The organism is Mesorhizobium sp. M5C.F.Ca.ET.164.01.1.1, assembly GCF_004792125.1.
Lineage (GTDB): Bacteria > Pseudomonadota > Alphaproteobacteria > Rhizobiales > Rhizobiaceae > Mesorhizobium > Mesorhizobium wenxiniae.
The window spans coordinates 123,215-149,491 of the sequence record NZ_SRTG01000005.1 but is presented as its reverse complement, the minus strand read 5'-3'; the positions used below and the strand labels follow the sequence as shown (position 1 = coordinate 149,491).

General features: G+C 63.3%; 26 protein-coding genes and 1 pseudogene. 11 read left to right on the top strand and 16 right to left on the bottom strand.

The features are described 5' to 3' along the window. Positions 1 to 135: 135 nt before the first annotated feature. Genes EN807_RS24965 through EN807_RS24950 form a run of 4 tightly spaced genes read right to left on the bottom strand, consistent with a single transcriptional unit; the run spans position 136 to position 4,097 of the window. A complete protein-coding gene (locus tag EN807_RS24965; protein ID WP_135937065.1) occupies positions 136 to 1,314 on the bottom strand; it encodes a hypothetical protein in 1,179 nt (392 codons plus the stop codon). A gap of 55 nt (positions 1,315 to 1,369) precedes the next feature. Further along, positions 1,370 to 2,380 carry a succinylglutamate desuccinylase/aspartoacylase family protein gene (locus EN807_RS24960; protein ID WP_135937064.1) on the bottom strand — a complete coding sequence of 337 codons (1,011 nt, stop codon included), beginning with the start codon at positions 2,378 to 2,380 and terminating at the stop codon, positions 1,370 to 1,372. A 9-nt stretch (positions 2,381 to 2,389) separates the two neighbouring features. Further along, a complete protein-coding gene (locus tag EN807_RS24955) occupies positions 2,390 to 2,734 on the bottom strand; it encodes a RidA family protein (protein WP_127315769.1) in 345 nt (114 codons plus the stop codon). Between the two features lie 43 nt (positions 2,735 to 2,777). Continuing rightward, positions 2,778 to 4,097, bottom strand: coding sequence for an alanine racemase (locus tag EN807_RS24950; RefSeq protein WP_135937063.1), 1,320 nt, complete (start codon positions 4,095 to 4,097; stop codon positions 2,778 to 2,780). A gap of 77 nt (positions 4,098 to 4,174) precedes the next feature. On the opposite strand from EN807_RS24950, the gene EN807_RS24945 reads away from it, so the two are divergent. Then, a complete protein-coding gene (locus EN807_RS24945) occupies positions 4,175 to 5,116 on the top strand; it encodes an amidohydrolase family protein (RefSeq protein WP_135937062.1) in 942 nt (313 codons plus the stop codon). Here the strand turns inward: EN807_RS24945 and EN807_RS24940 are convergent. Genes EN807_RS24940 through EN807_RS24925 form a run of 4 tightly spaced genes read right to left on the bottom strand, consistent with a single transcriptional unit; the run spans position 5,090 to position 9,600 of the window. Continuing rightward, positions 5,090 to 6,061 carry an ABC transporter permease gene (locus tag EN807_RS24940; RefSeq protein WP_189522573.1) on the bottom strand — a complete coding sequence of 324 codons (972 nt, stop codon included), beginning with the start codon at positions 6,059 to 6,061 and terminating at the stop codon, positions 5,090 to 5,092. The genes EN807_RS24945 and EN807_RS24940 overlap by 27 nt on opposite strands. Then, positions 6,058 to 7,023, bottom strand: a complete 966-nt coding sequence (locus EN807_RS24935; RefSeq protein ID WP_135937061.1) for an ABC transporter permease — start codon at positions 7,021 to 7,023, stop codon at positions 6,058 to 6,060. Before EN807_RS24935 ends, EN807_RS24940 begins: the two co-directional genes overlap by 4 nt. After that, positions 7,020 to 8,528 carry a sugar ABC transporter ATP-binding protein gene (locus tag EN807_RS24930; RefSeq protein WP_135937060.1) on the bottom strand — a complete coding sequence of 503 codons (1,509 nt, stop codon included), beginning with the start codon at positions 8,526 to 8,528 and terminating at the stop codon, positions 7,020 to 7,022. Before EN807_RS24930 ends, EN807_RS24935 begins: the two co-directional genes overlap by 4 nt. Before the next feature lie 19 nt (positions 8,529 to 8,547). Continuing rightward, positions 8,548 to 9,600 (bottom strand): substrate-binding domain-containing protein, encoded by a 1,053-nt coding sequence (locus tag EN807_RS24925; RefSeq protein ID WP_127315774.1) that lies wholly within the window; start codon positions 9,598 to 9,600, stop codon positions 8,548 to 8,550. Between the two features lie 239 nt (positions 9,601 to 9,839). Here EN807_RS24925 and EN807_RS24920 point away from each other — a divergent pair, with 239 nt between their 5' ends. Next, entirely contained in the window at positions 9,840 to 10,640 is an 801-nt protein-coding gene (locus tag EN807_RS24920; protein WP_135937059.1) for an IclR family transcriptional regulator, read from the top strand. A gap of 239 nt (positions 10,641 to 10,879) precedes the next feature. On the opposite strand, the gene EN807_RS24915 is transcribed toward EN807_RS24920, so the two are convergent. The 3 genes from EN807_RS24915 to EN807_RS35710 all read right to left on the bottom strand — a co-directional run bounded on the left by EN807_RS24915 (position 10,880) and on the right by EN807_RS35710 (position 13,283). Further along, positions 10,880 to 11,899, bottom strand: coding sequence for an isopenicillin N synthase family oxygenase (locus tag EN807_RS24915; protein WP_135937058.1), 1,020 nt, complete (start codon positions 11,897 to 11,899; stop codon positions 10,880 to 10,882). 212 nt (positions 11,900 to 12,111) lie between these two features. Then, the gene (locus tag EN807_RS24910) at positions 12,112 to 12,822 is read right to left on the bottom strand and encodes an SDR family NAD(P)-dependent oxidoreductase (RefSeq protein ID WP_135937057.1); all 711 of its coding nucleotides are present in this window, start codon (positions 12,820 to 12,822) and stop codon (positions 12,112 to 12,114) included. Positions 12,823 to 12,974: 152 nt separating this feature from the next. Continuing rightward, positions 12,975 to 13,283 carry a hypothetical protein gene (locus EN807_RS35710; RefSeq protein WP_156768352.1) on the bottom strand — a complete coding sequence of 103 codons (309 nt, stop codon included), beginning with the start codon at positions 13,281 to 13,283 and terminating at the stop codon, positions 12,975 to 12,977. A 322-nt stretch (positions 13,284 to 13,605) separates the two neighbouring features. Here EN807_RS35710 and EN807_RS24900 point away from each other — a divergent pair, with 322 nt between their 5' ends. The 3 genes from EN807_RS24900 to EN807_RS24890 all read left to right on the top strand — a co-directional run bounded on the left by EN807_RS24900 (position 13,606) and on the right by EN807_RS24890 (position 15,195). Next, the gene (locus tag EN807_RS24900) at positions 13,606 to 14,412 is read left to right on the top strand and encodes an SRPBCC domain-containing protein (RefSeq protein WP_135937056.1); all 807 of its coding nucleotides are present in this window, start codon (positions 13,606 to 13,608) and stop codon (positions 14,410 to 14,412) included. A 155-nt stretch (positions 14,413 to 14,567) separates the two neighbouring features. Then, positions 14,568 to 14,798: an AbrB/MazE/SpoVT family DNA-binding domain-containing protein gene (locus EN807_RS24895; RefSeq protein WP_065008697.1), complete on the top strand. Its 231-nt coding sequence runs from the start codon at positions 14,568 to 14,570 to the stop codon at positions 14,796 to 14,798. Further along, positions 14,788 to 15,195, top strand: a complete 408-nt coding sequence (locus EN807_RS24890; protein ID WP_065008696.1) for a PIN domain-containing protein — start codon at positions 14,788 to 14,790, stop codon at positions 15,193 to 15,195. Before EN807_RS24895 ends, EN807_RS24890 begins: the two co-directional genes overlap by 11 nt. A gap of 117 nt (positions 15,196 to 15,312) precedes the next feature. Here EN807_RS24890 and EN807_RS24885 read toward each other — a convergent pair whose 3' ends face one another. The 3 genes from EN807_RS24885 to EN807_RS24875 form a co-directional block, all read right to left on the bottom strand. Beyond that, a complete protein-coding gene (locus EN807_RS24885; RefSeq protein ID WP_135937055.1) occupies positions 15,313 to 15,894 on the bottom strand; it encodes a DUF1349 domain-containing protein in 582 nt (193 codons plus the stop codon). A gap of 75 nt (positions 15,895 to 15,969) precedes the next feature. Beyond that, complete coding sequence (locus EN807_RS24880) at positions 15,970 to 17,487, bottom strand: peptidase S10 (protein ID WP_135937054.1); 1,518 nt, start codon at positions 17,485 to 17,487, stop codon at positions 15,970 to 15,972. Positions 17,488 to 17,589: 102 nt separating this feature from the next. Further along, a complete protein-coding gene (locus EN807_RS24875) occupies positions 17,590 to 18,315 on the bottom strand; it encodes a lactonase family protein (protein ID WP_246684335.1) in 726 nt (241 codons plus the stop codon). Between the two features lie 306 nt (positions 18,316 to 18,621). On the opposite strand from EN807_RS24875, the pseudogene EN807_RS24870 reads away from it, so the two are divergent. The 3 genes and pseudogenes from EN807_RS24870 to EN807_RS24860 form a co-directional block, all read left to right on the top strand. After that, positions 18,622 to 18,699 (top strand): annotated as a pseudogene (locus tag EN807_RS24870) (amine oxidase); the annotation flags it as partial. 3 nt (positions 18,700 to 18,702) lie between these two features. Beyond that, positions 18,703 to 19,863, top strand: a complete 1,161-nt coding sequence (locus tag EN807_RS24865) for a CaiB/BaiF CoA-transferase family protein (protein WP_135937053.1) — start codon at positions 18,703 to 18,705, stop codon at positions 19,861 to 19,863. Further along, a complete protein-coding gene (locus EN807_RS24860; protein ID WP_135937052.1) occupies positions 19,860 to 21,020 on the top strand; it encodes an extracellular solute-binding protein in 1,161 nt (386 codons plus the stop codon). The genes EN807_RS24865 and EN807_RS24860 overlap by 4 nt, the downstream gene beginning before the upstream one ends. Positions 21,021 to 21,191: 171 nt before the next feature. Here the strand turns inward: EN807_RS24860 and EN807_RS24850 are convergent, their stop codons facing one another. Both EN807_RS24850 and EN807_RS24845 read right to left on the bottom strand, forming a co-directional pair. After that, entirely contained in the window at positions 21,192 to 22,028 is an 837-nt protein-coding gene (locus EN807_RS24850; protein WP_135937051.1) for an amidohydrolase, read from the bottom strand. A 65-nt stretch (positions 22,029 to 22,093) separates the two neighbouring features. Next, the gene (locus EN807_RS24845) at positions 22,094 to 22,882 is read right to left on the bottom strand and encodes an IclR family transcriptional regulator (protein ID WP_135937050.1); all 789 of its coding nucleotides are present in this window, start codon (positions 22,880 to 22,882) and stop codon (positions 22,094 to 22,096) included. A gap of 164 nt (positions 22,883 to 23,046) precedes the next feature. Here EN807_RS24845 and EN807_RS24840 point away from each other — a divergent pair, with 164 nt between their 5' ends. The 3 genes from EN807_RS24840 (at position 23,047) to EN807_RS24830 (ending at position 26,277) form a co-directional block, all read left to right on the top strand. Beyond that, complete coding sequence (locus tag EN807_RS24840) at positions 23,047 to 24,366, top strand: sugar ABC transporter substrate-binding protein (protein ID WP_135937049.1); 1,320 nt, start codon at positions 23,047 to 23,049, stop codon at positions 24,364 to 24,366. Between the two features lie 145 nt (positions 24,367 to 24,511). Further along, positions 24,512 to 25,408, top strand: coding sequence for a sugar ABC transporter permease (locus EN807_RS24835; RefSeq protein WP_065007819.1), 897 nt, complete (start codon positions 24,512 to 24,514; stop codon positions 25,406 to 25,408). Between the two features lie 2 nt (positions 25,409 to 25,410). Next, entirely contained in the window at positions 25,411 to 26,277 is an 867-nt protein-coding gene (locus tag EN807_RS24830; RefSeq protein WP_135937048.1) for a carbohydrate ABC transporter permease, read from the top strand.

The following is a 26,277-nucleotide window of genomic DNA, read 5'->3' as shown; positions in this document are numbered from 1 at the left end:
CGACCACCTTTAAACCTTCAACAAGGCGGGCAGGTCGCGCGCCTCTCGTCGCGACGCAATGTGGCAGGGCAGCTGCATATGAGCGCTTACGGCAAAGCCGGCTAACAGCTAGACTGCGGCACACGGATCGATTGTTCAAACAGCTCGTGCTGCACGCACCCAATCGAGTCGTGCGGCGGGAACAAGCCCGTAATTGTAAAAATTGATACCGTCGACGTCCGGCGCCAACGCCGGTTTCACCTTGGCGGCGAGGATTTCAGGACCCGCCATCTCCGGATAAAAGAGTCGGTAACCGACGCCGAGGAATTTCTCTGCTCCGAGCGCGGTGCGGCCGGCCGCCGTCAGGCCTGCGACGTCGCCGGCCTGCATGTCGTAGGCACACAGGATCGCCCCGTCGCAGACCTTGCCCAGCGCTGCCAGATCGCAGCCGCCGAGCCAGCCGTCTTTCAGGTCGATGATGAGGACACGTGTCCCCGGATCGGCAACCTCGCGTAGCTCGGCGACAAGACTGGTCACCGGCTCGAACCGCCACAACAGATAGGCGTGGAGTTGCGGCCAGGGCAGAAAGGTGTCGAGGCCACTTGCGGGAAATTCTGGAAAACGCCGTTCAGGCATCGCGCGCTCACACGCCTCGGCAATCCACTGCTCGACGAGCTCACGCGCCGCCTCGGCTTCGATGCCGGCACCGGCGGCGCGGGCGAGGCAGGACGGGCAGAAGCACAGCGACAGGAGAAAGTCGTCTTCCGGCATCAGCCCGACACCGTCCTTCTCGTGATGGTATTCATGGGCAAAGCCCATGAAGGACGGGCTTTCAAGTTCGATTCTGTCCGGCTTGTAAGTATGGGTGATATCCGCGGCTAGCGCACGGACATAGGCGCGTGCATCCGGATGTGATGGACAGAGATTGTAATAATTGGGGTCGCCAAAGGCGTTGCGGGTGACGGCCTGCGGATAAAGCATGCCGAGGCGGGTGTTGTGCAGGCAGACCGTCCAGCACGACACCTGGAGGCCGCCTGCCTCGCGCCGTTGGACAAGCTCGGCCAGAACGTCGCCACCTTCCGTGATCACGTCCGCCACCTTGGGCTGGATCACGAGATCGGCCCATCGCGCGGTGGTTGGTTTGAAGTAGATCGTGCCGTCCTCCGGGAAATAGGCTTTGCGGCGCGGGCTGCGCGGCTGCAGGAATCGGCCGGCATGATAGGACGTCGCCAAGCTGATCATGTTGAGTCCGGCACGCTCAGCGAGATCGCGCTCGACCATCTCCAAGCCCAAATCCTGGACATCCCAGGGATAGGTCCACATCGAAAGCTGCATGAAATAACCTCAATCCTCTGGAGTGACGCGGCAGACAAACGCCGATTGGCTCCCGTCAGCCTTCCACCGGTTCGGCGACTTGCATGAGGCAGTCTCCCGCCTCGCACATCGTGTGCAGCCGGCGCGAAAGTACGATACCGCTTTCGGCGAAATGCAGGGCTTCCTCGCCAAGATCGAGCCGTTCGAGGTCATGATACCAGCCGGCCAATTGTCCGGCGCTCACGCCGTCGCCGAGCCTGACGTCGGGTTCGAACCAGCCGCGGCGGGTGGCATAGAGGCCCTGACTGTGCCGGGAAAGCGAGAGCAGTCGCGTCGGCGCCGAAGGCTTTGACTCAGGCGCAAGGACCGGCGCTTCGATCACGCCGAGGGTAATCATCAGACTGTCGATCGCGCGAGCGGTAATCGCCATGGTGTCGACTGTGGCGGTGCCGCCGCCGCCGAACTCGCCGCTGACGCCGATGGCACCGGCCCGGCGGGCTGCGCCCATGGAGGTCGGCGAGGCCTGACCATTGTCGGCCACGAACCCATACGGCATGCCGAGCGCCCGCATCAGCTCCACCCCGCGCCTGTGGCGGTCGGGATCGGTATGGCGCTCGACAAGCGCCGTTGGCAGATGCTCCATCGAGGTGCCGCCCGAATGAATATCGAAGACGACGTCGTGGCGGGGGAACAGTTCCGTCTCCAGGAAATTGGCAAGCCGGCTTGTCGGCTTGCCCGACGGATCGCCCGGAAAGGCGCGGTTGAGATTGCCGCCATCGAGCGGCGAACAGCGTTTGGCGGCCATGACCGCCGGTGCGTTCGCCATCGGCAGAATGGTAACGCGGCCCTTGATCTGCTTGGGATCGAGCCGGCGGATCAGCTTTGCCAGCGACAGCTCGCCCTCATATTCGTCACCGTGATTGCCGGCCATCAGAAGCAGCGACGGGCCTTCGCCGTTGCGTATGAGGCAGATCGGGACCTTGACCTGGAAATAGGGCGAACGGTCTATCGAGAAGGGAATACTGAGGTGGCCTGATGTCTTGCCGTCCCAGTCGAAGTCGAGCGTATGGGTGAGGCCGGTGTGCATGGCGGCAACTCAGACGGCGGCGATCGCTGTGACCTCGATGCGGAGGTCGGGATCGGCGAGACGCGCCTCGACGCAGGCCCGCGCCGGCAGGCGTTGAGGATCCACCCAGGCATCGTAGATGCTGTTCATGGCGTCGAAGTCGCCGATCTGCGGCAGGAAGATGTTGACCGCCACAAGCTTCGACTTGCTGCTGCCGGCCTCGACCAAAAGCGCCTCGATCTTTGAGAGCACATCGCTGGTCTGGCCTTCGATGCCGGCCTTGCGATTGTCGGCCACCTGGCCTGCGATGTGGACGAGGCCACCATAGACGACCGCCTGCGACATGCGGGCACCGGACTGGAAATACTTGATCATATTGGATCCTTTCAAGGTTCTCTAGGGCCGCCGCAAGATCCGGTCAGCCGAAATAGGTGGGAAAGGCGTGGCGGACATGGCCGGCCGCGTCGACGCCGAAGATCACGCGATAGCGATCGAGGCAGGTGCAGGGATGGGAGATGCCGAATTCAACGACGTCGCCAACGGCAATGTCGTCGCTGGGTGCAATCGACAGGAAGGCGTGCTGGTCGTTGAGCTTGAAGACCTCGGCGCGCGGTACCGGCAGCGGCTTGCCGGCCCGGAAGACCGCGAGCACCATTGGAAAGCCCTGATCGAACGACACGTCGCGCATGCCCATGCCGCATATGGCAAGGCCGGGCTCCGGCCGCGACAGCACTTCGGCCCATAGGCGCAAAGCCGGACGAAACGAGTTTCGTGCGGAAACGCTGACGCCGCCGACCGCGAAGCCCTTGCGGGCATCGAGTGCGCTAAGCGAGCGATCATAGCTGCCATGGTCGTGGAAGAAGATTGCGCCGCTGCGCAACACCAGCGTCGCATTGCCGTCCCTGGAAACGGCGGGCGAAAGCGCGGCGACCACTTTGTCGAAGAATACCGAGCCGCCGGCCGTGACGATCAGCGGCGCAATGCCGCCGACGCGGGCGCGGAGCCGCAGGAACATGTCGGCGGTCATTGCTAGCAGGGCGGATATCACCTGGTCGGTGCGGCCGGGGTCGGGTTGCGCCGCGGCACCTTCGTAGGTTGCGACGCCGGCGATCAGCAGCCGCCCGCCGGCAGCTGTTACTGCATCGGCGATTGCCTCGGCTTGCGTCGTGGTGCGGGCGCCTGCCCTCCCCGCACCGAGTTCTACGAGCACGCGCAACGGCGGCAGCGTCGCATTGGCCCGCCAGGCGCCGGCAAGTGCATTCACGGCGGCGACAGAGTCGGCGAAGACGAAGAGCTCGGCGCTTGGCCAGGCACCGGCAAGGGCAGCGAGCCGGTTCGCGCCACCGGATCCACCGACCTCGTTGGCGATGATCTGCCGTGTGAGGCCGGCCCTGAGCATCACCGCGGCTTGTCTGATATCCGCGACGGTCGTGCCCCATGCTCCGGCCTCTACCAACGATCGAGCAAGGTCCGGCGCCATCGGGGTCTTGGCATGCGGCGCGATCATGGCGCCCTGTTCGCGTGCGTAGCGCAGAAACAGGTCGCGATTGGCGATGAAGGCCTCCTCGTCGAGGGTCAGCACCGGCAACGACATGCGCCCATCAGCCGGATGCCAGCGCTCAGATGCGACAAGGCTGCTGGCCAGCCCGAAGGTGCCGGGCGGCACGCCGCGAATGCGGTCGTCGAGCAGGAAATTTTCACGGGTCGCGAGCGACACTACGGGTGAGTTTTCGGTCATCCGATGCTAGTCCTTTCGCCTTCGCAGGATGAAGCCCGGACCGATTTCCGATGCCGGCCACAGCATGAGAGAGATGCGTGCCAAAATCTTACTCCGGACCGATCATCGATGCCCACCATCATCTCTGGGATTTCGGTCTTGGCCGGCATCCATGGCTCGCCACAACGGCTGGCGAACGCGGCGGCCTGGGCGAGCTTGGCCCCTTGCGGCGAAACTATCTTCCTGAGGATTATTTGCGCGACGCCAGCCGGCATAATGTCGTCGCCACCGTTCATGTCGAAGCCGGTTGGGCCGGGGATGACTGCGTCGGCGAAACGCGGTGGCTTGAAACGCTCGACAAGTCGCGCGGTGTGGCCGCCCGCTACGTCGTTCACGTCCCGCTGGCGAACCGCCAAGCGCCGGCGCTGGTCGAGGCGCAGGCGGCATTCAACCGTGTCGTCGGCGTGCGCGACATACTGAGCTGGGATCCCGACCCTGCCCGCCGTTTCGCTGCCCGTGACGGCATCATGGACGATCCGGCCTGGCGCGCCGGCCTGTCCCTGCTCGGCCGCTACCGGCTGACTTTCGATCTGATGGTGTTTCCGCGCCAGCTCGCCGGCGCCGCGCGGCTCGCAGCGGCCTATCCGAACCAGCTCTTTGTCCTCAACCACTGCGGCAGCCCGATCGACCGTGACGCCGACGGAATGCGGGCGTGGCGCGAAGCGCTTCGGCTTTTGTCGGAGCGCGACAACGTCGCCATCAAGATATCGGATCTGGTCGCCTACGATCATGACTGGACGCTCGACAGCCTGAAGCCGGTTGCCATGCATTGCATCGACTGTTTCGGCACGCGGCGCGCGATGTTCGGCAGTGACTTCCCGGTGGCCGGTCTGCACGCGTCGTTTGATGCGGTATATGACAGCTTCAAGGCCATTGCCGGGGAGCTTTCCGCAGACGAGCAGACGGCGCTGTTCTTCGGCAATGCAAGGCGCATCTACCGGCTGGACGGTATGTCATCGGCGGGCCTGCTCCCTGCCTGAGAGAAGCAGCAGCCCCAGGATCAGCGAACCGAACAGAATGCTGCGCCAGCCGGGCGATGCGTTGACGACGGTGATCAGAGCCGTGATTGTGACCAGCAGGATGGCGCCGGGGATGGTGCCGGCATAGGTGCCGAGCCCGCCAAGGATCGAGGTGCCGCCGAGAACCACGGCGGCAATCGAGGCGAGGAGATAGGGATCGCCGATCCCGACATAGCCCTGTCCGTTCATGCCGAGCACCAGCACGCCCGCAAGCCCTGAAGTGAAGCCGCTGATGCCGTAGACCGCCAGGGTGGTCGAGGCGACGGGAACGCCGGAGAGTGCCGCGGCGAGTGGGTTGGCGCCCATGGCGAAGAGCCGTGCGCCAAAGGATGTGGCATGCATTGCGGTCAGAACGATCACGGAGACGGCCACCCACAAGAGCACGCCTGCGGGAATACCGGCCGGCCGCGCATTGCCGAGCCATCGCACCAGCGGGTTTTCGGCGGTCACGGCGCTGCCGCCGGCGATGATGATCAGAAGACCCTGCAGGAATGTCGCCATTGCCAGGGTCATGATCATCGGATGAACGCGCAACAGCGCCACGCCCAGCCCGTTCACCAAACCGATTGTCGTCGTCAATGCAAGGACGGCAAGGACGGCGGTGAGCCCGGTCGGATCCGCCTGCCACGACAGCAGCGGCAGGCTGACGGCGCTCACTGTGACGATCGCCGCGACGGAAAGGTCGATGCCGCCAGCGATGACTACAAAGGTCTGGCCCGCCGCAACCAGGCCGATGACCGCGGCCAGTTCGACCAGATAGCGCAAATGGCCATAGGCGCCGAAGCCGCGCGAAACGAAGCTGGCCACGATCCACACCCCTGCTACGATGGCGACCGTGAGGAAGGGCCGGCTGCGCAGGATTGTCAGGGCGCGTCTGCCGCCAACAGTCACTTTCCATGCTGTCATTGCTGCACCTTGCGCAATTGCGGGATGGCGACCGCCCCGATGATGATGAGGCCCTGGGCGACATACTGGGCGACCGGCGTGAAGCCGAGGAAGAACATGACACTGATCATCAGGCTGAGCAGCAGGCTGCCGGCAAGAGCGCCGCGCATCGTGCCTTGCCCGCCGAGGAAACCGATGCCGCCGAGCACGGCGGCGGCGATGGAATTCAGCGTGAAGGCCGTGCCGATGACCGGATCGCCCGAACCCGTTTGCGCGGCGACGAACAGACCGGCGCCTGTGCAAAGCAGACCGCTGATCGCGTAGGCGGCGATCCGGGCGCCGTCGACCGGCACGCCGGAGCGGTAGGCGCCGACCGGATTCTCGCCGGCGGCATAGAGGCTCAAACCAAGCGGCGTGGCGAGATAGAGCTTCCACAGAAGGACGATGAGCACCAGCAGCACGAAGGCCGCGGGCGTGTTGCCGGCGAGCAGGTCCGACAGCCACTCCGGAATGGCGCCGCCGGGTCTCGGCAGGATGAGCAGCGCAGCACCGCCGATGATGAAGGAACCGGCGAGCGTCACCACGATAGCCGGCAACCGAAGTTTTACGACGATGAACCCGGTCGCGGCACCGATGCCGAGACCGGTCAGCGCCACCGCAGCGGCACCGCCGGCTACGCCCAGCGGCCCAGTCATTATCGTCGCGGCGATCACCGCGCCCAGGCTGACCATTGCGCCGATGGCTAGGCTGATACCGCCGGTAAGCATGAGGATCGCCTGGGCCATGGCGACCAGCGCCAGCGGAAACCAGCTCTGGGTGAATTTGGCGAAGCCGGAACCGGTCAAGAGGCCGGGAAAGAGGACGCCATAGGCGACGAGGAACGCCATGACCACGGCGAACAGGCCCCGCACGCCGACATTGCGGCGCAGCTGAACCGGCCAGTAGAGAGCGCCGGCTTGCCTTGAGGAGCCCACAGTACTCATGCCGCCACCTTGCGCTGTTCGGCGCCCATCGCGGCGGAAACGATCGCTTCCTCGCTCAGTGCGCCGCGCTCGAGCATGGCCACGATGTGGCCCTCCCGGACCACCGCGACGCGGTCGCAAAGGTGCACCAGTTCGGGTGTGTCGGAACTGAGCAGCACGACCGCCTTGCCGGCGGCGGCGAAGTTGCGAAGCATCATATAGATTTCGCGCTTGGTCTCGACATCGACGCCGCGTGTCGGGTCGTTGAGGAGAAGCACAAGTGGGTCGTGCGGCATCCATTTCGCCAGCGCGACCTTCTGCTGGTTGCCGCCCGACAGGGCCTGTGCCGGCCGGCCGAGGTCGCCCTTGATGCCAAGCTGGACGGCGAGACCTCTTGCCGTCTCACGCTCGGCACGGCGGCTGCGCAGCTTCAGCGCCGGCAGTCTTGCGAAAGCGGGCAGCATCATGTTGGTGATGATGGAATGGATCAGGTGCAGGCCTTCGCGCTTGCGGTCGGCCGGGACATAGGCGAGGCCAAGCGCGTTGGCCTTCGGCACACCGGCGGGCAGACCCGAAGCACCGTTGACGGTCGCGGATGCCGTCCTCGCCGGAATGGCACCGTAGAGGCCGAGCAGCAAATCTTCCTGCCCTTGCCCGACCAGGCCTCCGATGCCAAGCACCTCACCCGTCCTGACGTCGAGATCGACGCCGCGCATCAGGCCGGCCGAAAAATTGCGAACCGAGATGGCGTTGGCAGCCGATGCCGAAGGCTGCCAATGCGGAAAGAGGTCGCCGGGGTCGCGGCCGACCATCAGCCGTACCAGTCCGCTGGCGTCGGTTCCTTCCAGCGTGCGGTCCGCCGTGCAGGTGCCGTCCTTCAGGACCGTGACATGCTGGCACAGCGCCATGACTTCGTTCAGCCGGTGCGAAATGTAGAGAATAGCGATGCCCTCGCCGCGCAGCCTCTCCAGCAACTCCGTCAGGACTTTCGTTTCGGTTGCCGAAAGCGACGAAGTGGGTTCGTCGAGAATGAGCACGCGCGGCCGGCGGTAAAGCGCCTTGGCTATCTCCACCATCTGCCGGCGGCCAAGCGACAAATGTCCGACCGGCATCGAGAGCGGTTCGTGAAGCCCGACAAGATCGCATGCTGCCCTGGCCCGCACGGCGAGTTCGGGATAGTCGAGCAAACCGAACCGGCGCGGATAGGCGCCAAGGCCGATGTTTTCGGCGATGGAGAGGCTGGCCGTAAGGCTGAGTTCCTGCTGGACAACCGCGATCCCCGCCTGTTGCGCATAGGCGGGAGTCATGCGCGACACCGGGCGCCCGTTGACCTCGATCGCCCCGCCGTCCGGGCGCAAGGCACCGGACAAGAGGTTGATCAGCGTCGACTTTCCGGCGCCGTTCTCGCCGAGCAGCGCATGCACGCGGCCCGGCTGGAGAGCGATGGAAACGTCGCGCAGGACGGGGTTGCCGAAGAAGGACTTCGAGACCCCCCGCGCGGCAAGAAGCGGAGCAGTGGCCACCAATTTCTGCGACCTTTCAGGCTTATTGTTCAGCCAGCAGCTTCTTGAACAGCTCCTCGTCGTAGGGCGAATAGATGTAGCCGTCGGCCGGAAAATCGGCCGCCCGGGCGAGGTACTGATCGATGTTGGAATTGTCGATCACCGGCAGCGGGATCTTGACGAAAGCCGGCACATCCTTTCCCTCCAGCGCCTGGACGGCGGTGTAGGCGGCGAAGGCGCCGAGCCAGTTCGGCTGCATGGTCGCCCAGCTCTTGAGGTCCTTTTCCTTCCAGAGTTCGAGGAACTGGCGGGCATTCTCGCCGGTGATCGGCACCTGTTCGCGGCCCTGCTTGTCGAGGGCGAGTACCGCACCCGCCGACAAGGCGCCGCCGAGCGACAGAATTCCGTCGATCTCGGAATTGGCGAACAGCAGGCTGGTGACGGCTTCCTGTGCAGGCGCGACATTGTAGGGCGTGTTGGTCTCGGCAAGGACCGTAACGTCAGGATGGGCCTTAAGCGCCGCGTCAGCGCCTTTGCGCCGATCGTCGCTGACCGAAACGCCGGCCGGGCCGTTGAGGATCAGAATCTTGCCCTTGCCGCCGATCGCGTCGATCAGGAACTTGGCCGCCTGATCGCCCCACTGGGCGGAATCGGTGTTGACCTTGGCGGTCACCTGGTCGGTGTCGACGAGGCTATCGAAGTTGATGATGGCGATGCCCTTGGCGCAAGCGTCCGCCAGCACACGCGCCGGCGCGGTCGACGAACCGGCAATCAGGATGATGGCGTCGACGTCGGAATCGATCATCGACTGGATCTGCTGGATCTGAACGTTGGCGTCGCCCTGGGCGTCGGTCACGACAAGCTTGTCGACCAGTCCTTGCTTCTTCAACGCCTCGACTTCGGCTTCGATCGTGCCCTGTGTCTGCTTCATCCAGGTCGGCACTGAATAAATGTTGGCCCAGCCGATCGTGTACGGCGCCTTGCGGTCGCCCTTGATGCATTTGGCGGCCGCATTGGCCTGCGAGCCGGCGCCGAGGCTCAGGAGGAGACCGAAGCAAAGGGCGCTGGCGGATGCGAAAAACGATGATTTCGTCATGATTGTTCCCTTCTGAGGTTAGGCCGGACGTGCGGGGTCCGGACGAAAAAGCTCGCCGGTTGCCGCATCCGGAAACCGCCTGTTTTTTCGTCAGAATTTTCTGCGCCTGGCTCGTTATTGTCTGATATTTCAGACAGCATGTCTGTATATCGGACAAATGGGATGCTAGACTGAGCCTTGACATCTTTCAAGCGTCTTGAGACGAGGGCCGAATTGATTTCTACGCGGATGCGGCCGACATGAGCGATGGAGCTACTGGTCTGATCGAAACGGAAGCCGGCGCCGAGCCGCGTAATGGCGAACGGCGCCGCGGCATCGACCGCGTCATCATGCTGCTGGAAGCGCTTTTACGACACCGCGCGCCGATGCGCGTCGGCGACATCGCCAAGATGATCGGCGCACCGCGTTCGACCACCTACGAAATCGTCAACAGCCTGCTCGAAGCCGAAATGCTCGAAAACGTCGGGACGGAAGGCTACGTCTATTTCGGGCGGGCTATGCATCTGTTCGGCTGGGCCTACTCGCATCACAACGCCCACTACCGGCGCATCATCGAGACGCTGGACAAGATGGCCGCTGAGACAGGCGAGACCGTGCAGCTGTGCGGCCTGCGCGGGAACAAATACATCGTTCTCGATTGTCGTGACTCTTCCGGCCCTTTCCGGATTTCAAGCGATGTCGGGGTCGAGGTGCCGATCCCGTGGACGGCGTCCGGGCGGCTCTTGCTTGGCCATATGAGTGAGGAAGAGGTGAAGGACTTCATCCCGCCTGGCGACTACAAGCTGCCCGACGGCCACGTCATTGCGCCAGCCGAATTCTTCAGCGATGTCGCCCTGGCCCGCCAGCAAGGTTTCAGCGAGACCGCTGCTCTGGCCGACCGCTTCACGTGGTGCATGGCCGCGCCTATCCGCGATGGCCACGGCGCCATCACCAAGACCCTTTGCTTCGTATTGCCAGTCGACACAGCGGAAACGCGGCGCAGCGAGTTGCTTGCCCTGCTGTGCGAACGCGCCCGTGGATTGTCGTTGGCGGGAAGCTAATTTTTTGAAGAATCGGCCCTGACGCATTCGCCAAGAGAGCGCGGAAAAATATGGCCGGGCTCGAATCGGCCCGGCCAAAATGAAGGTTACAACCTTCAGAGGGGAACGCCGTTCAGCGGAATGGGAGGAAACCGTCGAACGGTCTTACCTGTTTGAGCTTGTTTGGGCGTGTTGGCGACGAACAAAATTCCAAAAGCCGGCGGGATGACGAAAATTCCTGGTCTATTTGCTCTGACGTTTCAGACAGGTGACGCCCTGGTCTCAAGGAGATCGGCATAATACCGGCGCGCCACGTCGGGGTGCGAGCGCAGGCGACTTTTCAGCACGTTGGTTCCGGCGTCGCGAAACAGCGGGTTGTCCGGATCGCTCGCCGGTCCGCGCGCCTCGGCAGCCAGTTCTTCAGGCAGTGTGAGCAGCGGGATCGTCGCATCGAGCCGGGCGCTGAAGAAGAAAGGAACGGATATTCGCTCGACACCGGCCGGCGGTGTGACGACACGATGGACGGTCGCCCTGAGATAACCGTTCGATGCCAGTTCGAGGAGCTCGCCGATGTTGACCACCAGCGTTCCGGGAATGGGATCCACATTCACCCAGCTTTCGTCATATTCGACCTGCAGCCCCTTGTTGTCGTCCTGGAGCAGGAGCGTCAGGAAGCCGCCGTCCTTGTGCGCGCCGACGCCCTGGTCGCCACCGGTTGCGTCGCGTCCAGGATAGCGCACGATCTTCATGCGATGGTTGGGCTCACCGCAATAGATCGGATCGAAGGCGTCCTCGGCCTGTTCGAGCGACAGCGCGAAAGCCTTCAGCAGGCGGATCGCCACCGCCGTCGCCTTGGTCTGCCATGCCAGCAGCGCCGGCTCGAGTTCCGGCAGGGCCGAAGGCCATTGGTTCGGCCCTTGCAGCCGCGTCCAGGCAGGAATGCCCGGCCCCTGTGGTATGGGTCGACGCTCGACGCCGATGTCGAGCTGTTCGCGCCAATCGGCCTTGCCCTTGGTCAGTTCGCCACCGGTGCGCGTGTAGCCGCGGAATTGCGGGGATTTGACCATTTCGATGGCCAGCTTGTCGGCTTCCGGCAAGGCAAAGAACCGACGCGAGGCGTCGAGCACCTCGTCGATCTCCACAGCCGAAATTCCATGCCCGCTGAGATAGAAGAAGCCGACATCGCGGGCCGCCGTGCGCAGGTCGAACAGAAAGGTCCGACGCTCCGACGCCCCCTGTTCGAGACGGCTGAGATCAAGCACGGGTACAATCCTGGCCATGGTCAACCTCCTCCTGCCTCAAGCTTGGATCAGGCCTCTACGGTGACACGCAGGTCGTTGCGATCAAAGCAACGGTCGATCCAATCTCGATGCCAATGGGAGAAAGTCAGCGCTGCGTTTAGCGGCCGGCAGGCAAATAACGTCCGAACGGGTGTTCCATGGCACGAAGGCATCATGGCAAACACATGCACGAATTGCAGTCCGGCCGAGACTCAGAAATTTTCGACCCACGGCCTGAGTTCGAGCTCCCAAGTCCAGGCGCTGCGATGCTGCCGGTGGATTGCGAGATAGGTTTCGGCGATCGCGTCCGGAGACAGCCGGCGATCCTGCCGGTCGGGTTCGCTGGCCTGTTCGGGCCTATTCTGTCCGGGCTCGTTCGCCGCGATCACACCGTCGATGATGAAATGCGCGACATGGATGTTTTTCGGGGCAAGTTCGCGGGCCATGGATTGCGCCAGCCCGCGCAGGCCGAACTTTGGCATGGCAAAGCCGGCCGAACCCGGAAACCCTTTGATGCTGGCGGTGGCGCCGGTGAACAGGATCGAGCCGGAGCCGCGGGAAAGCAACCGGCGCGCGGCCTGCTGGCCGACCAGGAACCCGCCATAGGCGCCGACCAGCAATGCCTGTCTTACCGCTTCGGGTTCGAGGTCGGCGATCGGTCCGCGGGCGCGGCCGCTGGCGTTGAAAACCACAAGCGACAGAGGACCGGCCTTGTCGGCGACGTCGAACAGGTTTTCGACCGACGCGACATCGGCAACGTCCGTTTCCACCGCCAACGCTCCGGTCTCGTCGACCAGCGTGCTCAGCTTGCCGACGTTGCGGGCAGCCAGGACCACGCGAAATCCCTCCTTGGCGAGAAGACGTGCAAGCGAGGCGCTCAGCCCCGGTCCTGCTCCGGCGATAATTGCCACGTCCGATGTCATGGAGCTTCTCCTTTACGGATTCTGGTATGGTACGGATTCTAGTGCGGCGATTCAGGTCCTACCACTCGTGTTTCTGAGGTAGACCGTCAGTCAGTCGTAAAAATCGGATTTCGAGCCGACATAAATATGTCCGCCGAAGCCCGGTCGGCCGATCAAGGGTCCGATCGTGACGTATGTTTCCGCGCCCGGCGCGGCCTTCCGGAACAAATTGCCACCGCGATGGTGTCAGAGGCCAAAAGCCTGAGTTCCGCCGACTTGTAGCCCGCCAAAGACGTGAAAGTTGCCGCTGGTGCGCGCACATTATGAGCAGTGACAGGCGCGGCTTGATTACGGGCGCGCAGATTGCTTGACAAGGAAACGATGCGCCATAGCCGCGTCTTGACAAAATATTTTGTCAATGGAAAAAGAGTGTGCTTGAGTTTGACGTCATTGAGATAAGCGGCGCTGGCCTTGGACCCCATGAAACCCGCTTACTCCAGGAGCTTACGGAACCTGCATCGGCCGCTTCGCTTGCTAGTCGGCTCGGCCTCACGCGGCAAAGAGGGAAGTATCATTTGCGGCGCTGGAAGACTGCAAGCTGGTCGAGCCCAGCGGAGCAAACGCCGATGGGGCGGTCTATCCGAACGCCTGATGGTCGCAACTGCATCGTCGTATGTCATCTCACCGACGGCGCTGGGCCTATAGCGGTCGATCGGGACGCGCCAACGACCGCGTGTCGGCCAGTAGTGGCGTCGTACCGCCCTGGCCGAAGCCTGACGACGCCAAACCCTGAAAGGAATTCCCATGCCAATCAAGAAAGACGAAACCGGAAAGCATTGGGTCGAAATGGAGTTCATCACGCCTGGGACACCCGAGCAGGTGTGGCGGGCAATTGCGACGGGTTCCGGCAACACTGCCTGGTTCACAAAAACCACGATCGACGAGCATGTCGGCGGCAGGCTTCATTTCGACTTCGGTCCCAATGGAGCCTCCACCGGCGAAGTGACGATCTGGGAGCCGCCGTTCCGTTTCGGCTATGTCGAACGCGAGTGGAGCGAAGGCGCGCCGCCTGTCGCAACGGAGATCACCGTGACCAGCCGGTCGGGTGATCATTGCGTTGTTCGCATGGTCCATTCGCTATTTGCCTCGACCGACGACTGGGACGATCAGTTGGAAGGATTCGAGAGCGGCTGGCCCGGCTTTTTCGAGGTGCTGCGCGTTTACCTGTCGCACTTCGCCGGCGAAAAGGCCGCCAGCTTCAGCGTCATGGCCAACACGCAGGCCGGCCAGCTCTCGACTTGGAGGCGGCTCACCGAGACGCTCGGTCTGGCCGGCGCAAACGTCGGTGAGGAGCGGAGCGGCCCGCAACAGCCGGAGAGATTATCCGGCATGGTCGAACGCGTGCGGCAGGACGACAAGCAGCGATTCGTCGTGCTGCGCCTGAATGCGCCTGCTCCCGGCATCGCCCTGATCGGAACCTATGGTACCGACGGCAGCGCAAATGCCAGCATGGCCCTGTATCTTTATGGCGACGACGCCGAGCAGCGCGCCGCAGAGGGCGAACCCAAGTGGCGGAACTGGTTTGGCGAAACCTTCAAGCATTCGCGCTGACGGATGCTTCTGGATCCGGACTTTCAGCCCGATGAACTCTGTTGGAATGAAACGGTCTTTGCATCCAGCAGCAATAGCTTCGGCATCGAGCGATCTCTTGATCCAGCTTCCTATGGATATACATATCGCTTAACGTATATCTATAGGAGAGTGTGATGCAGGTCGCCAAATGGGGCAACAGCCTCGCTGTCCGTCTTCCTGCCGTCGTGGTCGAGGCCCTCGAACTCAAAGAAGGCGATGAGATTGAAATCCATGTCGCCGAAGACCGACGACTCGGCGTCGCGCGCAAACCTGCGCGCGAGGAATTGCTGAAGCGGCTTCGCGCCTTCCGCGGTCGCCTTCCCGCCGATTTCAAGTTCGATCGGGATGAGGCGAATGCCCGGTAGCTTCTTCGACACCAATGTCCTTGTCTATATCGCGTCGGGCGATTCCGTAAAAGCCGACCAGGCGGAGATGGCCATCGCCGCTGGCGGCGCGATCAGCGTGCAGGTTCTCAACGAGCTCTCCATTGTCGCCCGCCGCAAGATGCGGCTGTCGTGGATGGAGACCCACACGTTTCTGGCCACGCTACGCGGCCTGCTGACCGTCCATCCCATCACCATCGAGACGCACGAGGCCGGGCTGGCGCTGGCCGAGCGTTACAGCTTTTCCATCTACGATGCCATGATCGCCGCCGCAGCGCTTCACGCTGGCTGCGACACACTGTGGTCGGAGGACATGCAACATGGGATGGCGCTCGACGAAGGGCTGCGTATCGCCAATCCGTTTCGGCCAAGTGCCTGAGAGGATGGGCCGGACTCTCTTGCTGGCCAGTCAATGAGCACGACCACCTTGCCGCGCAATTCGGCTGTCGGAACGATACTGCTGTGAAGCGGCGCCCCGATCCGGTGACAGCACACATCAGTCGTGGAGTTCTCTCGAGATCGCCGGGCCGACCGAAAAATCGCTGAATGTGACTTCGAAACCTTCACGTTGCGGCGAACAGCACATCATGCCGATATCGACTGTTTTTGAGGGCGGGAAGTAGGCGAGCCGCACCGGCTTCCAGTGATGGTCGGAGGCATCAAGATACTGAACACGGATGGTCTCGGCATGGCGGGTCAGCCGGATCCTGACGCCGTCCGGACCAGCCGGGATGCTGACCAACGACCAGTCGGAAGCATCATTGGTGACGACGACGGAAAAATATGCCAGCCCGTCGGTGAACTCGATGCCGGCCTTGACCCAGTGCGTCTCGCTCAGCCGGACCATCAAACCGGCCTGGTCATAGAGCACCTTGTAGTCGCCCTTGACGGTGACCTCGGCACTGAAGTCGCCCTCCACCTGCCGGTAGAGGAAGTGGCCATTGTCACGCCAGAAGTCATAAAAAGTCTCGCGCCAGAAATCGGTCTCCTTGCCGGTCCGCACATGCACGGTGCTGTCGCCGAAAGCGTGATGCGGTGGCGGGTTGAGCCAGGTCAGTTCTGCAGGCTGAGATGTCATCGACTTGTTTGTCTCGCCGGTTCGTATTGCATTGTCCCTCGCTCATGCGAGGAGGCGGCTACGATCTTATCCAGTTCATTTCGGCTTTTGGTAAAGCTCGGACGCGGCCTCTCTCAGCGCGCGCCGGCTGTCTGGCCTGAAATACATCATGTGACCGCCTTCCAGCAGGTCGACGCGGATGGGCTTTGCGCCGGGAAGCGAAGGAACCTGGCCGACCAGATAGCGTGACACCAGATAGGGTGTCACCAGGTCGGTGTAGCCGTTGACGATCAAAACGCCGAGGCCGGGATTTAGCGCGCGAGCCTGCTGAAGGTCATCCATCACGCCGGCATAGCCCTGACGCGCCGGGCTCGTCCCGTAGTCCCAATTGCCGCTGACTTCACGATTGAGAAGCCGATAGCTTAGATCGGTGCGGAATTTCAATTCCTCCCTGATATAGCTGACAAAAGCGGATGTGAGCGCCGGCACGCTACGGTCGAGCACCGGATCAGGACCGCGAGGCCTTGGACTTTCCGGGGCGATGTCTGCCGTTTCGATGGTGCCGTCATAGGCGCTGAGAACATTGCCCCTTGCCCGCGCAAACTCCTTGGCGAAGAGTGTGGTGGGAATGCGTGCAAAGTTTCGTTTGACGAGTTCGAGCGGCAGGCCGGTGATTTCGGCAACGCGCGGGCTCGCCAGGCGCCCACCTTGTTCGAGCCCGCTGGCAAGCGCGACGAGGTAGTCGCCAAGCGCATAGCGTTCGACATCGGCCAACCGCTCCTGCAGCTCGGAACCGGTGACGCCTTCGCTGCGCAGGCGCACCGCCGCCAGCGACGGCAGCTCAAGCGCCCAGTGGAGCGGCTGGAATTCGTCGGGCCGCACGAGTGTGAATTCGAGCGCCGGCGAGATGAGCACGATGCCGCGAGGAGTGATGCCGATATCATCCTGAAGCGTCTTGGCAAGCAGTGCCGCCCGAAACCCACCATAGCTTTCGCCGGCAAGAAACACCGGCGACGCCGTGCGGCCCGCCTGTGCCAGGTAGAGCCGGATAAAGGCGCCCATCGCCGCGGCATCCTGGTTGACGCCCCAGAAGCTGCGTGCCTCGGTTCCGGGTGCTTCGCGGCTGTAACCCGTTCCGACCGGGTCGACAAAGACCAGGTCGGTCACGTCGAGCCAGGTGTTCGGGTTGTCCAAAAGCCGCTGCGGCGATGGGAGAAAACTTCCATTAGCCGCCGTCGCCATCACGCGTGGACCGAGCGCGCCGAGATGCAGATAGGCGGAAGCCGCTCCGGGACCACCGTTGAATACGAAAGTGATCGGGCGCTGAGGATCTGGTTCCCGGCTTGGCTCGGGACGTAGCGTGTAGGCGACATGAAAGATTTCCGCGGTGACGTCGCCCTTGCCCGATAGCAACGACAGCGTGCCGGCCTTTGCCTGATAGTTGAGCGTGCGTCCCGCGATCACGATCGAATGATCAGAGACCTGGGGCGGCGGAAGCAGCGACAGAACGCCGCCCGAAGGCGACGGCCGCTCGGCCACTTCCGCATGGCCGGCTGGAAGGCCGCCAACCAGCAGCAGCATAGCAAGGGTGATTTCTAGCAGCTTGGTACGCATGACGACTCCGCAGCGGAACGACTGGAAGCTACCACGCTGATGGCTCAGCCGAAATCACAGGACCGTGCACGCCCTCGCTGCTGGAAGGAGACAGCGTGACTTTCAAAGCACGATCTTCACGCACATCGGCGTGCCGACATCGATGGATCGCCCGGTGTCGGCCAGCCGCCCCGTGGCCGCGTCGCGCGCGAAAATCGAGATGCGGTCGGCGTTCTGGTTCGCCGAGAAGAGATGGCCGCCCGAGGGCGTCAGTGCCAGATTGCGCGGCGTGGCGCCCCCGCACGGCGCATAGTCGACGAGCGCGAGCGTGCCAGTCTGCTGGTCGACAGAAAACACCGCAACGCTGTCATGGCCGCGGTTGGAACCGTAGAGGAAGCGGCCGTCGGGCGAGATCTGGATGTCGGCGCAATGATTGCCTTTGCGCGCCTGCTCCGGGACCGCCGGCTTCGTGTCGATGACCGAGAGCCTTCCTGACGTATCGTCGAGCGCAAGCGACGCCACCGTTGAATCCAGTTCGTTCATCACGAATACGAAGCGCCCGCCCGGGTGCAGCGCCACGTGACGTGGGCCGGCGCCGGGCGCAAGCACCGACTCCGCCAGTCTGGTCAGGCTGCCGTCAGGCCCGATGCGGTACGAGACAAGCCGATCGATGCCGAGATCGGCGACGATCGCCACGCCGCCGGCAACCGTCTCGGTGACGCTGTGAGCATGGGGGCGTTCCTGACGAGCTGTATCGGGGCCCGTTCCGGCATGGGTGACGCTCGACAACGGCGCGGTCAGACCACCGTCCTCGCGCAGCCCATAGACGACGACCGATGTCGATGTCACCCGTCTCAGTCAGTTTCCTCGTCTCCAGCGTCTCTTCGTCGAAGCTGTAGACGCCGAGCCCGACGCCGCGCGCGCCCTGAAAATAAGGCGCCTCGCGGTTGAGACTGCCGACAAAGACCAGACAGGCATTCCGCATAAATCCTCCCTTGTTCCGCCGGCGTTGGCCGCCGCGGATTCGCGCGAAATTTCGCCTGTTCACGCTTGCAACGCAATCCCATATGTGAAAAGCCTATTCACAAAAGAAGATTGACGGGAGGATAGACCATGCAATTCGCTGTCCCACGGATCGTCGGCACTGGTGATCGCGAAGGAGAGCTCGTGCTTTATCGCGAGCACCTGAAGTACCGCAATCCGGCCGATTTCGCCGGCAAGACGGAGAAATAGGCGATGGCTGCCACTGCCGAATTGCCGCTGACCGGGCTCGTCGTCGTCGACATGAGCCAGTTCCTGTCCGGGCCCTACTGCTCGCTGCGGCTGCTCGACCTTGGCGCCCGGGTCATCAAGATCGAGCGGCCGGATGGCGGTGACCTGTCGCGCCGGCTCTATCTCAGCGATACCGAGATCGACGGCGATTCCACCATTTTCCACGCCATCAACCGGGCCAAGGAAAGCTTTGCCATCGATCTCAAGGGCGAGGCCGACCTTGCGGCGCTGCGCGGGCTGCTGGCCAAGGCCGATGTGCTGATCCAGAATTTTCGGCCCGGTGTCATCGAGCGCCTGGGTCTCGACTACGAGGCGGTGCGCAAGATCAATCCGCGCCTGGTCTATGCCTCGATCAGCGGCTATGGCGAGGAAGGCCCGTGGGTCAAGCGGCCAGGGCAGGATCTGCTGGCGCAAGCCCGCTCCGGCGTGATGTGGCTGAACGGTGACGAGGACCAGGGTCCGGTGCCGTTCGGCCTGGCGATTGCCGACATGTTGGCGGGCTCCGCCGCCGCGCAAGGCATCCTTGCCGCACTGGTGCGGCGCGGCGTGACAGGCACGGGCAGCCATGTCGAGACCAGCCTGCTCGAAGCGCTGGTCGACTTCCAGTTCGAGGTGTTGACCACGCATCTCAATGACGGCCGCCGCCTGCCGCGGCGATCGGCCTTCCGCAGCGCCCATGCCTATCTTTCGGCGCCTTACGGCGTCTATCCGGCCAAGGACGGCTATCTGGCGATCGCGATGACGCCGATCTCGAAGCTCGCCGATCTCCTGAAACTCGAAGCGCTTGCGCCCTATCGCGATCAGCCATCGACCTGGTTCACCGCCCGCGACGAGATCAAGGCGATCATCGCGCAAAAAATCGCGACGAAGACGGTCGACGAATGGCTTGCCATCCTCGAGCCTGCCGATATCTGGTGCGCCAAGGTGCTGACCTGGCCGGAAATGATGGCCAGCGAAGGCTTTCAGGTGCTCGACATGCTGCAGACGGTGACGCGCGAGGACGACGTCTCGATCCTCACCACGCGCTCCCCGCTCCGGGTCGATGGTGTGCGCGCGAAGGTCGAGCGGGCTGCGCCACGCATCGGCGAGCACAGCGCAAAGATCCGCAACGAGTTCGGATTGTGAACGACGTGATGCTCAAAGGCATGACCTGGAGCCATCCACGCGGCTACGATCCGATGGTCGCCTGTTCAGCGCTGTGGAAGCAGCGCACCGGCGTTACTGTTGAATGGGACAAGCGCTCGCTGCAGGATTTCGAATCCTTTCCGGTCCAAGATCTCGCCCGTGCCTACGATTTGATCGTCATCGATCATCCGCATGTCGGCCAGATCACCGCCGAGACTTGTTTGGCGCCGCTCGACGTCGTTGGCCGCGAAGCGGAACGCGCGGCGCTGGCGGCGGGCAGCGTCGGCCGGTCCTATCCGAGCTACAACTGGCAGGGCCAGCAGTGGGCGTTTCCGATCGACACGGCGAGCCAGGTGCAGGCGTGGCGGCCCGACATGCTTCCCGCCTTGCCGGCGAACTGGTCCGATGTACTCGACCTGGCGCGGCAAGGCCGCGTGCTGTTGCCGCTCAGGCCGCCGCATTCGCTGATGGTGTTCTACACGCTTGCCGGCAATCTCGGCCGGCCCGCCGTCGACGAGCCTGGCGACCACGTTAACCCTGACATGGGCAGCCGCGTTTTCGAGATGATGCGCGAGGTCGCGGCTCTCGTCGATCCGGCCTGCCTTGGCATGGACCCGATCGACGTCCTCGAGGAGATGGCCAGCTCCGGCACGCGGATCGCCTGCGCGCCGCTGATCTACGGCTATGTCTCCTATGCCATTGCCGGATTCCGAAGCAGCCGCCTTGCCTTCACCGACATTCCGTCTGCCGGCGATGCCGGTGTGGTCGGGTCGGTGCTCGGCGGAACCGGCATTGCCGTGTCGGCCTTTTCGAAGGCCAAGCCGGCGGCTATCGACTTCGCCTACTGGATCGCCAGCGGCGAGGTGCAGCGCGGCCCCTATGCGTCGGCCGGCGGCCAGCCCGGCCATGCCGCAGCATGGGACGATGCAGCCGTCAACGCAGCTGCCGGTAATTTCTACATGGATACCCGCGCCACGCTCGAGGATGCCTGGGTTAGGCCACGCCATGATGGCTACATGACATTCCAGCAGGCTGCGTCCGATCGCATCAATCTCGGCCTGACCGAGAAGCACGATGCCGGTCGCGTCGTTGCCGATCTCAATCGCCTGTTTCTGGAGAGTTTCCCGGCACCCGGCGCTGCCGGTGGAGGATCCTGAAACAGCTTAAATGGAGGAGAACATGAACAGTCTGATCCGCGGCAACCCGCCCTGCTGATCGGCCTCGGCTTCCGGCCGTCGACCGTGCAGGCTGCACTTGGCCTGGTGATCGTGCTGCTTGTGTCGCTCTATGGCCGCGAGAGGCACGTGTCGGCGACGATCCGAAGCCGCTTACAAGCTCCAAAGCCGCTTCGCATTGCCGGAGAGCAGCTTTTGCCGCTCATCGATGCTTGCACCGGCAAGCAGCGCGTGCGTCGCCGCCACCCAGGTCGAAAGCCCGCCGCCAAGCGTGCAGACCGGCCAGTCGCTGCCCCACACGACGCGGTCCCAGCCGAAGCATTCGATGGTGTGCTCCACATAGGAACGCAGCGTTTCGACAGTCCACGATCCAGTGTCCGCATAGGCGACCACACCGGAAATTTTGCCGACGACGTTTGGGCGGCGCGCAATCTCCGCCATATGCTCGCGCCAGGCATGCTCACTGCTGCCCTTGATGTCGGGCACGCCGCAATGGTCGAGCACGAATTGAACATTCGGCGCGAGGTCAGCAAGCGCAATCGCCTTCGGAATTTGGTGCGGCAGGACGACGAGATCGAACGTCAATTGCGTGTCGGCAAGCCGCTTGATGTTTTCGCGAAACAGCGCGCCTTCCGAGAGTTCATCCGGCATGACGTGGAGCACACGGCGAAAACCCTTGATGAATGGATCGGCGCGCTGGCGCTCGAGATAGGCGGCAAAGCCCGGCTCTTCGGGACGGCAGGAGGCGATTGCCCCGCGCAGCAAACTGTCCTTCCGGTGCGACAGCGCCTTCACATAACCGGTTTCAGCCTCGATGTCGGCCGGATCGACATCGACCTCCATGTGCAACGCGCCCTCTATGCCGGCGCGGCGCGCCTGGACTGCATAGTCGTCGTGGGAAAAATCGCGGTTGAGCGCCGGCACGCCGGTAAGCCAGGGATAGCGCAGCGCCGAAAGGTCGATCAGGTGCAGATGGGTATCGAAGATCATGACGGCGCTCCTCCTCCGGTGTCTCGAAATCATCTCACGGAGAAATTCTTCATTCAAATAAGAATTTATTTCGACTGGCTGACCGCCGATCCCGCCAGTTGCGAGAGCTTTTCGGTCGCTGCCTGCAGCAACTCGATTGTCCTGGTGATATCGGGCGCCTTGGGTGCGTTGACCAGGGTTATATACGGGATCGACAGCGCGGCGATCGCCTTGCCGTCCGATCCCAGCACCGGGGTCGACAGGTTGAACACGCCGGCGGTCTGCATCGACGCCATCATCTCATAGCCACGTTCACGAATCTGGTCGAGGCGGGCAAAGAATTCCGGCGATTGAGGCGGCTTGTCGGTGCTGCGCAGATGCTCGGCGATCATCATCTGCCGCTCTTCCGGCGAGCGGAAAGCCAGCAGCACATGCCCCGAACCGGTGTCGAACAGGCTGATATGCGAGCCGACGCGAATCGAGATGCCCCAGTAGTCCGGCGCTTCCTGCTGCGCGATCACCACTGCGGAACCGCGGTCGAAGACGACAAGCTGGTTCGCCTGCTGCGAGGTTTCGGCAAGCTCACGCATCAGCGGCGTCGCGTAGGAAACCAGCCGGCGCACCGGTGCGTGCAACTGCGCCAGGCCAAACAGCTTGAGCGTCAGCGAGTAACGGTCGCCGTCGGGCCGTGTGACGTAACCGCGGCGCACCAGCCGGTCCAGCATGCGGTAGAATTCGTTGGGACTGCGGTCGAGCTTCTTGGCGATTTCCGCCTGCGTCAGGCCACCATCGACGCCGGCCAGAAGCTCGAGGATGTCGAGGCCCTTGTCCAGCGCCGGGGCACGATAACGGTCTTCGTCCTCGTCCTCCGCCATAGTCTCTTCTCCAGTGAATTTCGGCTTTCATATACGCACAATGACCTGCATCCGGAAAGAACTTTCGGCTTGACGGCTGCATAAATGTTTTGTTTGTATATGAATGAAGTACGCAAATCGGGGCGATACGAAGTCGCCGACGCAGGGCCTTTGGGAGGAATCGAATGACCAGACTGTTTTACGGCCTGTCGGCCGGCGTGGCGCTGCTGGCACTTGGCGCGGGCACTGCCTTCGCTGCCGAACTGCCCGGCAAGTTCGACGGCGTCACCATCGACGCCAAGCTGATCGGCGGCCAGCAATATGAAGGGCTCTACGCGCGCATCGGCGAATGGGAAAAGCTGACCGGCGCCAAGGTCAACGTGATCTCGAAGAAGAACCACTTCGAGCTCGACAAGGAAATCAAGTCGGACATCGCGTCCGGCAGCATCAACTGGTGCGTCGGCTCGAACCACTCGTCCTTCGCGCCGCAATATCCTGATATCTACACCGATCTCAACGCGCTGCTGCCCAAGGAGGAGATCGACGCCTTCGTGCCATCGACGATCAAGGCCTCGACGCTCGACGAAAAACTTGTGATGCTGCCGCGCGCGCAGTTCGACGTCTCGGCACTCTATTATCAGAAGAGCCTCTACCAGGACGAAGCCAAGAAGGCCGCCTACAAGGCCAAGTACGGCACGGAGTTGGTGCCGCCCGACACCTGGGACGAGGTCGCCCAGCAGGCGGAATTCTTCGCCAGCCCGCCGGATTTCTACGGCACTCAATTCGCCGGCAAGGAAGAGGCGATCAACGGCCGCTTCTACGAGATGCTCATCGCCGACGGTGGCGAGTATCTCGACAAGGACGGCAAGCCCGCCTTCAACTCGCAGGCCGGCGTGCACGCGCTCGACTGGTTCGTCAATCTCTACAAGGCCAAGGCGGTGCCGGCCGGCACCACCAACTATCTCTGGGACGATCTCGGCCAGGGCTTTGCCTCGGGCACGGTCGCCATCAACCTCGACTGGCCGGGCTGGGCGGGGTTCTTCAACGATCCGAAATCGTCGAAGGTCGCCGGCAATGTCGGGGTAAAGGTGGCGCCGAAGGGCTCGGCCGGCATTCGCACCGGCTGGTCGGGACACCATGGGTTTTCGGTCACCGAGGACTGCGCCAGCAAGGAAGCGGCCGCGTCGCTGGTCTGGTTCCTGACCAATGAGGACAGCCAGAAACTTGAAGCGGCAGGCGGACCGCTGCCGACCCGCACGGCCGTTTGGGACTGGGACATCCAGCAGGCGGCCGGCGACCCTTACAAGGCGGAGGTGCTTGCGGCGTTCCAGGAAGAGGCAAAGCACGCTTTCGCCGTGCCGCAGACGCCCGAATGGATCGAAATCTCCAACGCCGTCTATCCCGAGTTGCAGGCGGCCATCCTCGGCGACAAGACCTCCAAGCAAGCGCTGGACGACGCTGCCGCCAAGGCCACCCAGATCCTCGAAGACGCCGGCAAGCTTTGACGTTCTCCCACGGGGGCGCCTCGCTTGTGAAAGAGCGGCGCCCCCGAACCGTTTCCAGACCGACCATGCGCAATACGCCTTGTCTTGATCACCGTTCGCCGATCGCGGCCTTCGGCATCAGGGCGCCAACCAGAACCGGATCGATATGAAAGGCTGGAGACCCTCGCCGCCGTTCCTGCTTCTGCTGCCGGCGGTCATCGTGCTGGCGGCGGTGGTGGTCCTGCCGCTGCTGCTTTCGCTCTATTCCAGCTTCACGCCGTTCCGGCTGACCAGGCCGGCGACGCTCTGGGTCTTCATCGGCGCGCGCAACTACGTCAATCTCCTGACCAACGGGGATTTCTGGATCGCCTTCGCCCGCACCGTGGTGCTGCTGACGGTGGCGCTCAACCTGGAAATGCTGATCGGGCTCGGGCTGGCGCTGCTGGTGGAGAAGGCGTCGCGCGGACAGCGGGTCCTGCGCACCATCATGATGTTCCCGATGATGTTTTCGCCGATCCTGGTCGGCTTCCAGTTCAAGTTCATGTTCAACGACAATATCGGGCTGGTGAACAACGCCTTGCAGGCGCTCGGCCTGACCGACCGCGCCATCCCGTGGCTGATCGACGGCAATCTCGCCTTCATCGCCATCCTCACCGCCGAGATCTGGTCGTCGACCTCGGTATTCGCGATCCTGATCCTTGCCGGGCTGCTGGCGATGCCGCGCGAGCCGGTCGAGGCGGCCCGCGTCGACGGCTGCACGCCGTGGCAGACATTCCGCTATGTCACCTGGCCGTTCATCATGCCGTTTGCCTTCATCGCCATGACCATCCGCTCGCTCGACGTCGCGCGCGCTTATGACATCGTCAAGATCATGACCGACGGCGGTCCTGCCGGCCGCACCGAGCTTGTCTGGACGCTGGTCGCCCGCACCGCCTACAGCGACGCCAGGATGGGCCTGGCCAACGCCATGGCCTATTTCTCGATCCTGCTGTCCATCCTGTTCACCGTCTATTTCTACCGCAAGCTCGCCGCGGCGTGCACGCAGATCGCGGCGGAGTGGTGAGGATGGACCAGAACAGCCTGCATCGCGCCCGCAACAAGGCGCTCGGCATCGCTCACGGCGTCGGATTGTTCCTGGCCATGCTGGTCATCTGCCTGCCCGGCATCTGGATCGTGCTGTCGTCGCTGCGGCCGACCGTCGAGATCATGGCCAAGCCGCCGGTGTGGTTACCGCAGGAGCTCTCGCTCGACGCCTACGTCGCCATGTTCAGCGGCGTCGGCAAGGGCGGCATTCCGGTGCTCGACTATTTCCGCAATTCGCTGATCGTCTCGGTGACCTCGACGGTGATCGCCATCGTCATCGGCATGGCCGGCGGCTACGCTTTCGCGCGCTATCGCTTCCGCGCCAAGTCGGCGATGTTCCTCGGCCTGATGCTGACGCGCACGGTGCCAGGCATCGCGCTGTCGCTGCCGCTGTTCTTCGTCTTTGCGCGGCTCGGCATCATCGACACGCCTTTCGGGCTTATCCTGGTCTATGTCGCGCTCAACGTGCCCTTCACCATCTGGCTGATCGACGGGTTCTTCCGCCAGGTGCCGAAGGATCTCGCCGAGGCGGCGCAGATCGACGGCTGCACGCGCTGGCAGGCTTTCTGGCAGGTCGAGTTCCCGCTTGCCGGGCCCGGCATCGCCTCGGCCGGCATCTTTGCCTTCCTCACCTCGTGGAACGAATTCGCGCTGGCCTCGCAGCTGACGCGCTCGATCAACTCCAAGACGCTGCCGGTCGGCCTGCTCGACTATACGGCCGAATTCACCATCGACTGGCGTGGCATGTGCGCGCTGGCCGTGGTCATGATCATACCGGCGCTCACGCTTACCTTTATCGTCCAGAAACACCTTGTCGGCGGCCTCACCTCCGGCGCGGTGAAAGGCTGA

What these genes read in the sequence shown, in the direction of transcription:
- EN807_RS24885 (WP_135937055.1), bottom strand. Translation starts at nt 15,894, where the DNA reads ATGACATCTCAGCCTGCAGAACTGACCTGGCTCAACCCGCCACCGCAT.
- EN807_RS24915 (WP_135937058.1), bottom strand. Translation starts at nt 11,899, where the DNA reads ATGGCCAGGATTGTACCCGTGCTTGATCTCAGCCGTCTCGAACAGGGG.
- EN807_RS24900 (WP_135937056.1), top strand. Translation starts at nt 13,606, where the DNA reads ATGCCAATCAAGAAAGACGAAACCGGAAAGCATTGGGTCGAAATGGAG.
- EN807_RS24910 (WP_135937057.1), bottom strand. Translation starts at nt 12,822, where the DNA reads ATGACATCGGACGTGGCAATTATCGCCGGAGCAGGACCGGGGCTGAGC.
- EN807_RS24955 (WP_127315769.1), bottom strand. Translation starts at nt 2,734, where the DNA reads ATGATCAAGTATTTCCAGTCCGGTGCCCGCATGTCGCAGGCGGTCGTC.
- EN807_RS24850 (WP_135937051.1), bottom strand. Translation starts at nt 22,028, where the DNA reads ATGATCTTCGATACCCATCTGCACCTGATCGACCTTTCGGCGCTGCGC.
- EN807_RS24935 (WP_135937061.1), bottom strand. Translation starts at nt 7,023, where the DNA reads ATGAGTACTGTGGGCTCCTCAAGGCAAGCCGGCGCTCTCTACTGGCCG.
- EN807_RS24845 (WP_135937050.1), bottom strand. Translation starts at nt 22,882, where the DNA reads ATGGCGGAGGACGAGGACGAAGACCGTTATCGTGCCCCGGCGCTGGAC.
- EN807_RS24925 (WP_127315774.1), bottom strand. Translation starts at nt 9,600, where the DNA reads ATGACGAAATCATCGTTTTTCGCATCCGCCAGCGCCCTTTGCTTCGGT.
- EN807_RS24830 (WP_135937048.1), top strand. Translation starts at nt 25,411, where the DNA reads ATGGACCAGAACAGCCTGCATCGCGCCCGCAACAAGGCGCTCGGCATC.
- EN807_RS24950 (WP_135937063.1), bottom strand. Translation starts at nt 4,097, where the DNA reads ATGACCGAAAACTCACCCGTAGTGTCGCTCGCGACCCGTGAAAATTTC.
- EN807_RS35710 (WP_156768352.1), bottom strand. Translation starts at nt 13,283, where the DNA reads ATGGGGTCCAAGGCCAGCGCCGCTTATCTCAATGACGTCAAACTCAAG.
- EN807_RS24940 (WP_189522573.1), bottom strand. Translation starts at nt 6,061, where the DNA reads ATGACAGCATGGAAAGTGACTGTTGGCGGCAGACGCGCCCTGACAATC.
- EN807_RS24890 (WP_065008696.1), top strand. Translation starts at nt 14,788, where the DNA reads ATGCCCGGTAGCTTCTTCGACACCAATGTCCTTGTCTATATCGCGTCG.
- EN807_RS24835 (WP_065007819.1), top strand. Translation starts at nt 24,512, where the DNA reads ATGAAAGGCTGGAGACCCTCGCCGCCGTTCCTGCTTCTGCTGCCGGCG.
- EN807_RS24920 (WP_135937059.1), top strand. Translation starts at nt 9,840, where the DNA reads ATGAGCGATGGAGCTACTGGTCTGATCGAAACGGAAGCCGGCGCCGAG.
- EN807_RS24880 (WP_135937054.1), bottom strand. Translation starts at nt 17,487, where the DNA reads ATGCGTACCAAGCTGCTAGAAATCACCCTTGCTATGCTGCTGCTGGTT.
- EN807_RS24965 (WP_135937065.1), bottom strand. Translation starts at nt 1,314, where the DNA reads ATGCAGCTTTCGATGTGGACCTATCCCTGGGATGTCCAGGATTTGGGC.
- EN807_RS24895 (WP_065008697.1), top strand. Translation starts at nt 14,568, where the DNA reads ATGCAGGTCGCCAAATGGGGCAACAGCCTCGCTGTCCGTCTTCCTGCC.
- EN807_RS24960 (WP_135937064.1), bottom strand. Translation starts at nt 2,380, where the DNA reads ATGCACACCGGCCTCACCCATACGCTCGACTTCGACTGGGACGGCAAG.
- EN807_RS24865 (WP_135937053.1), top strand. Translation starts at nt 18,703, where the DNA reads ATGGCTGCCACTGCCGAATTGCCGCTGACCGGGCTCGTCGTCGTCGAC.
- EN807_RS24840 (WP_135937049.1), top strand. Translation starts at nt 23,047, where the DNA reads ATGACCAGACTGTTTTACGGCCTGTCGGCCGGCGTGGCGCTGCTGGCA.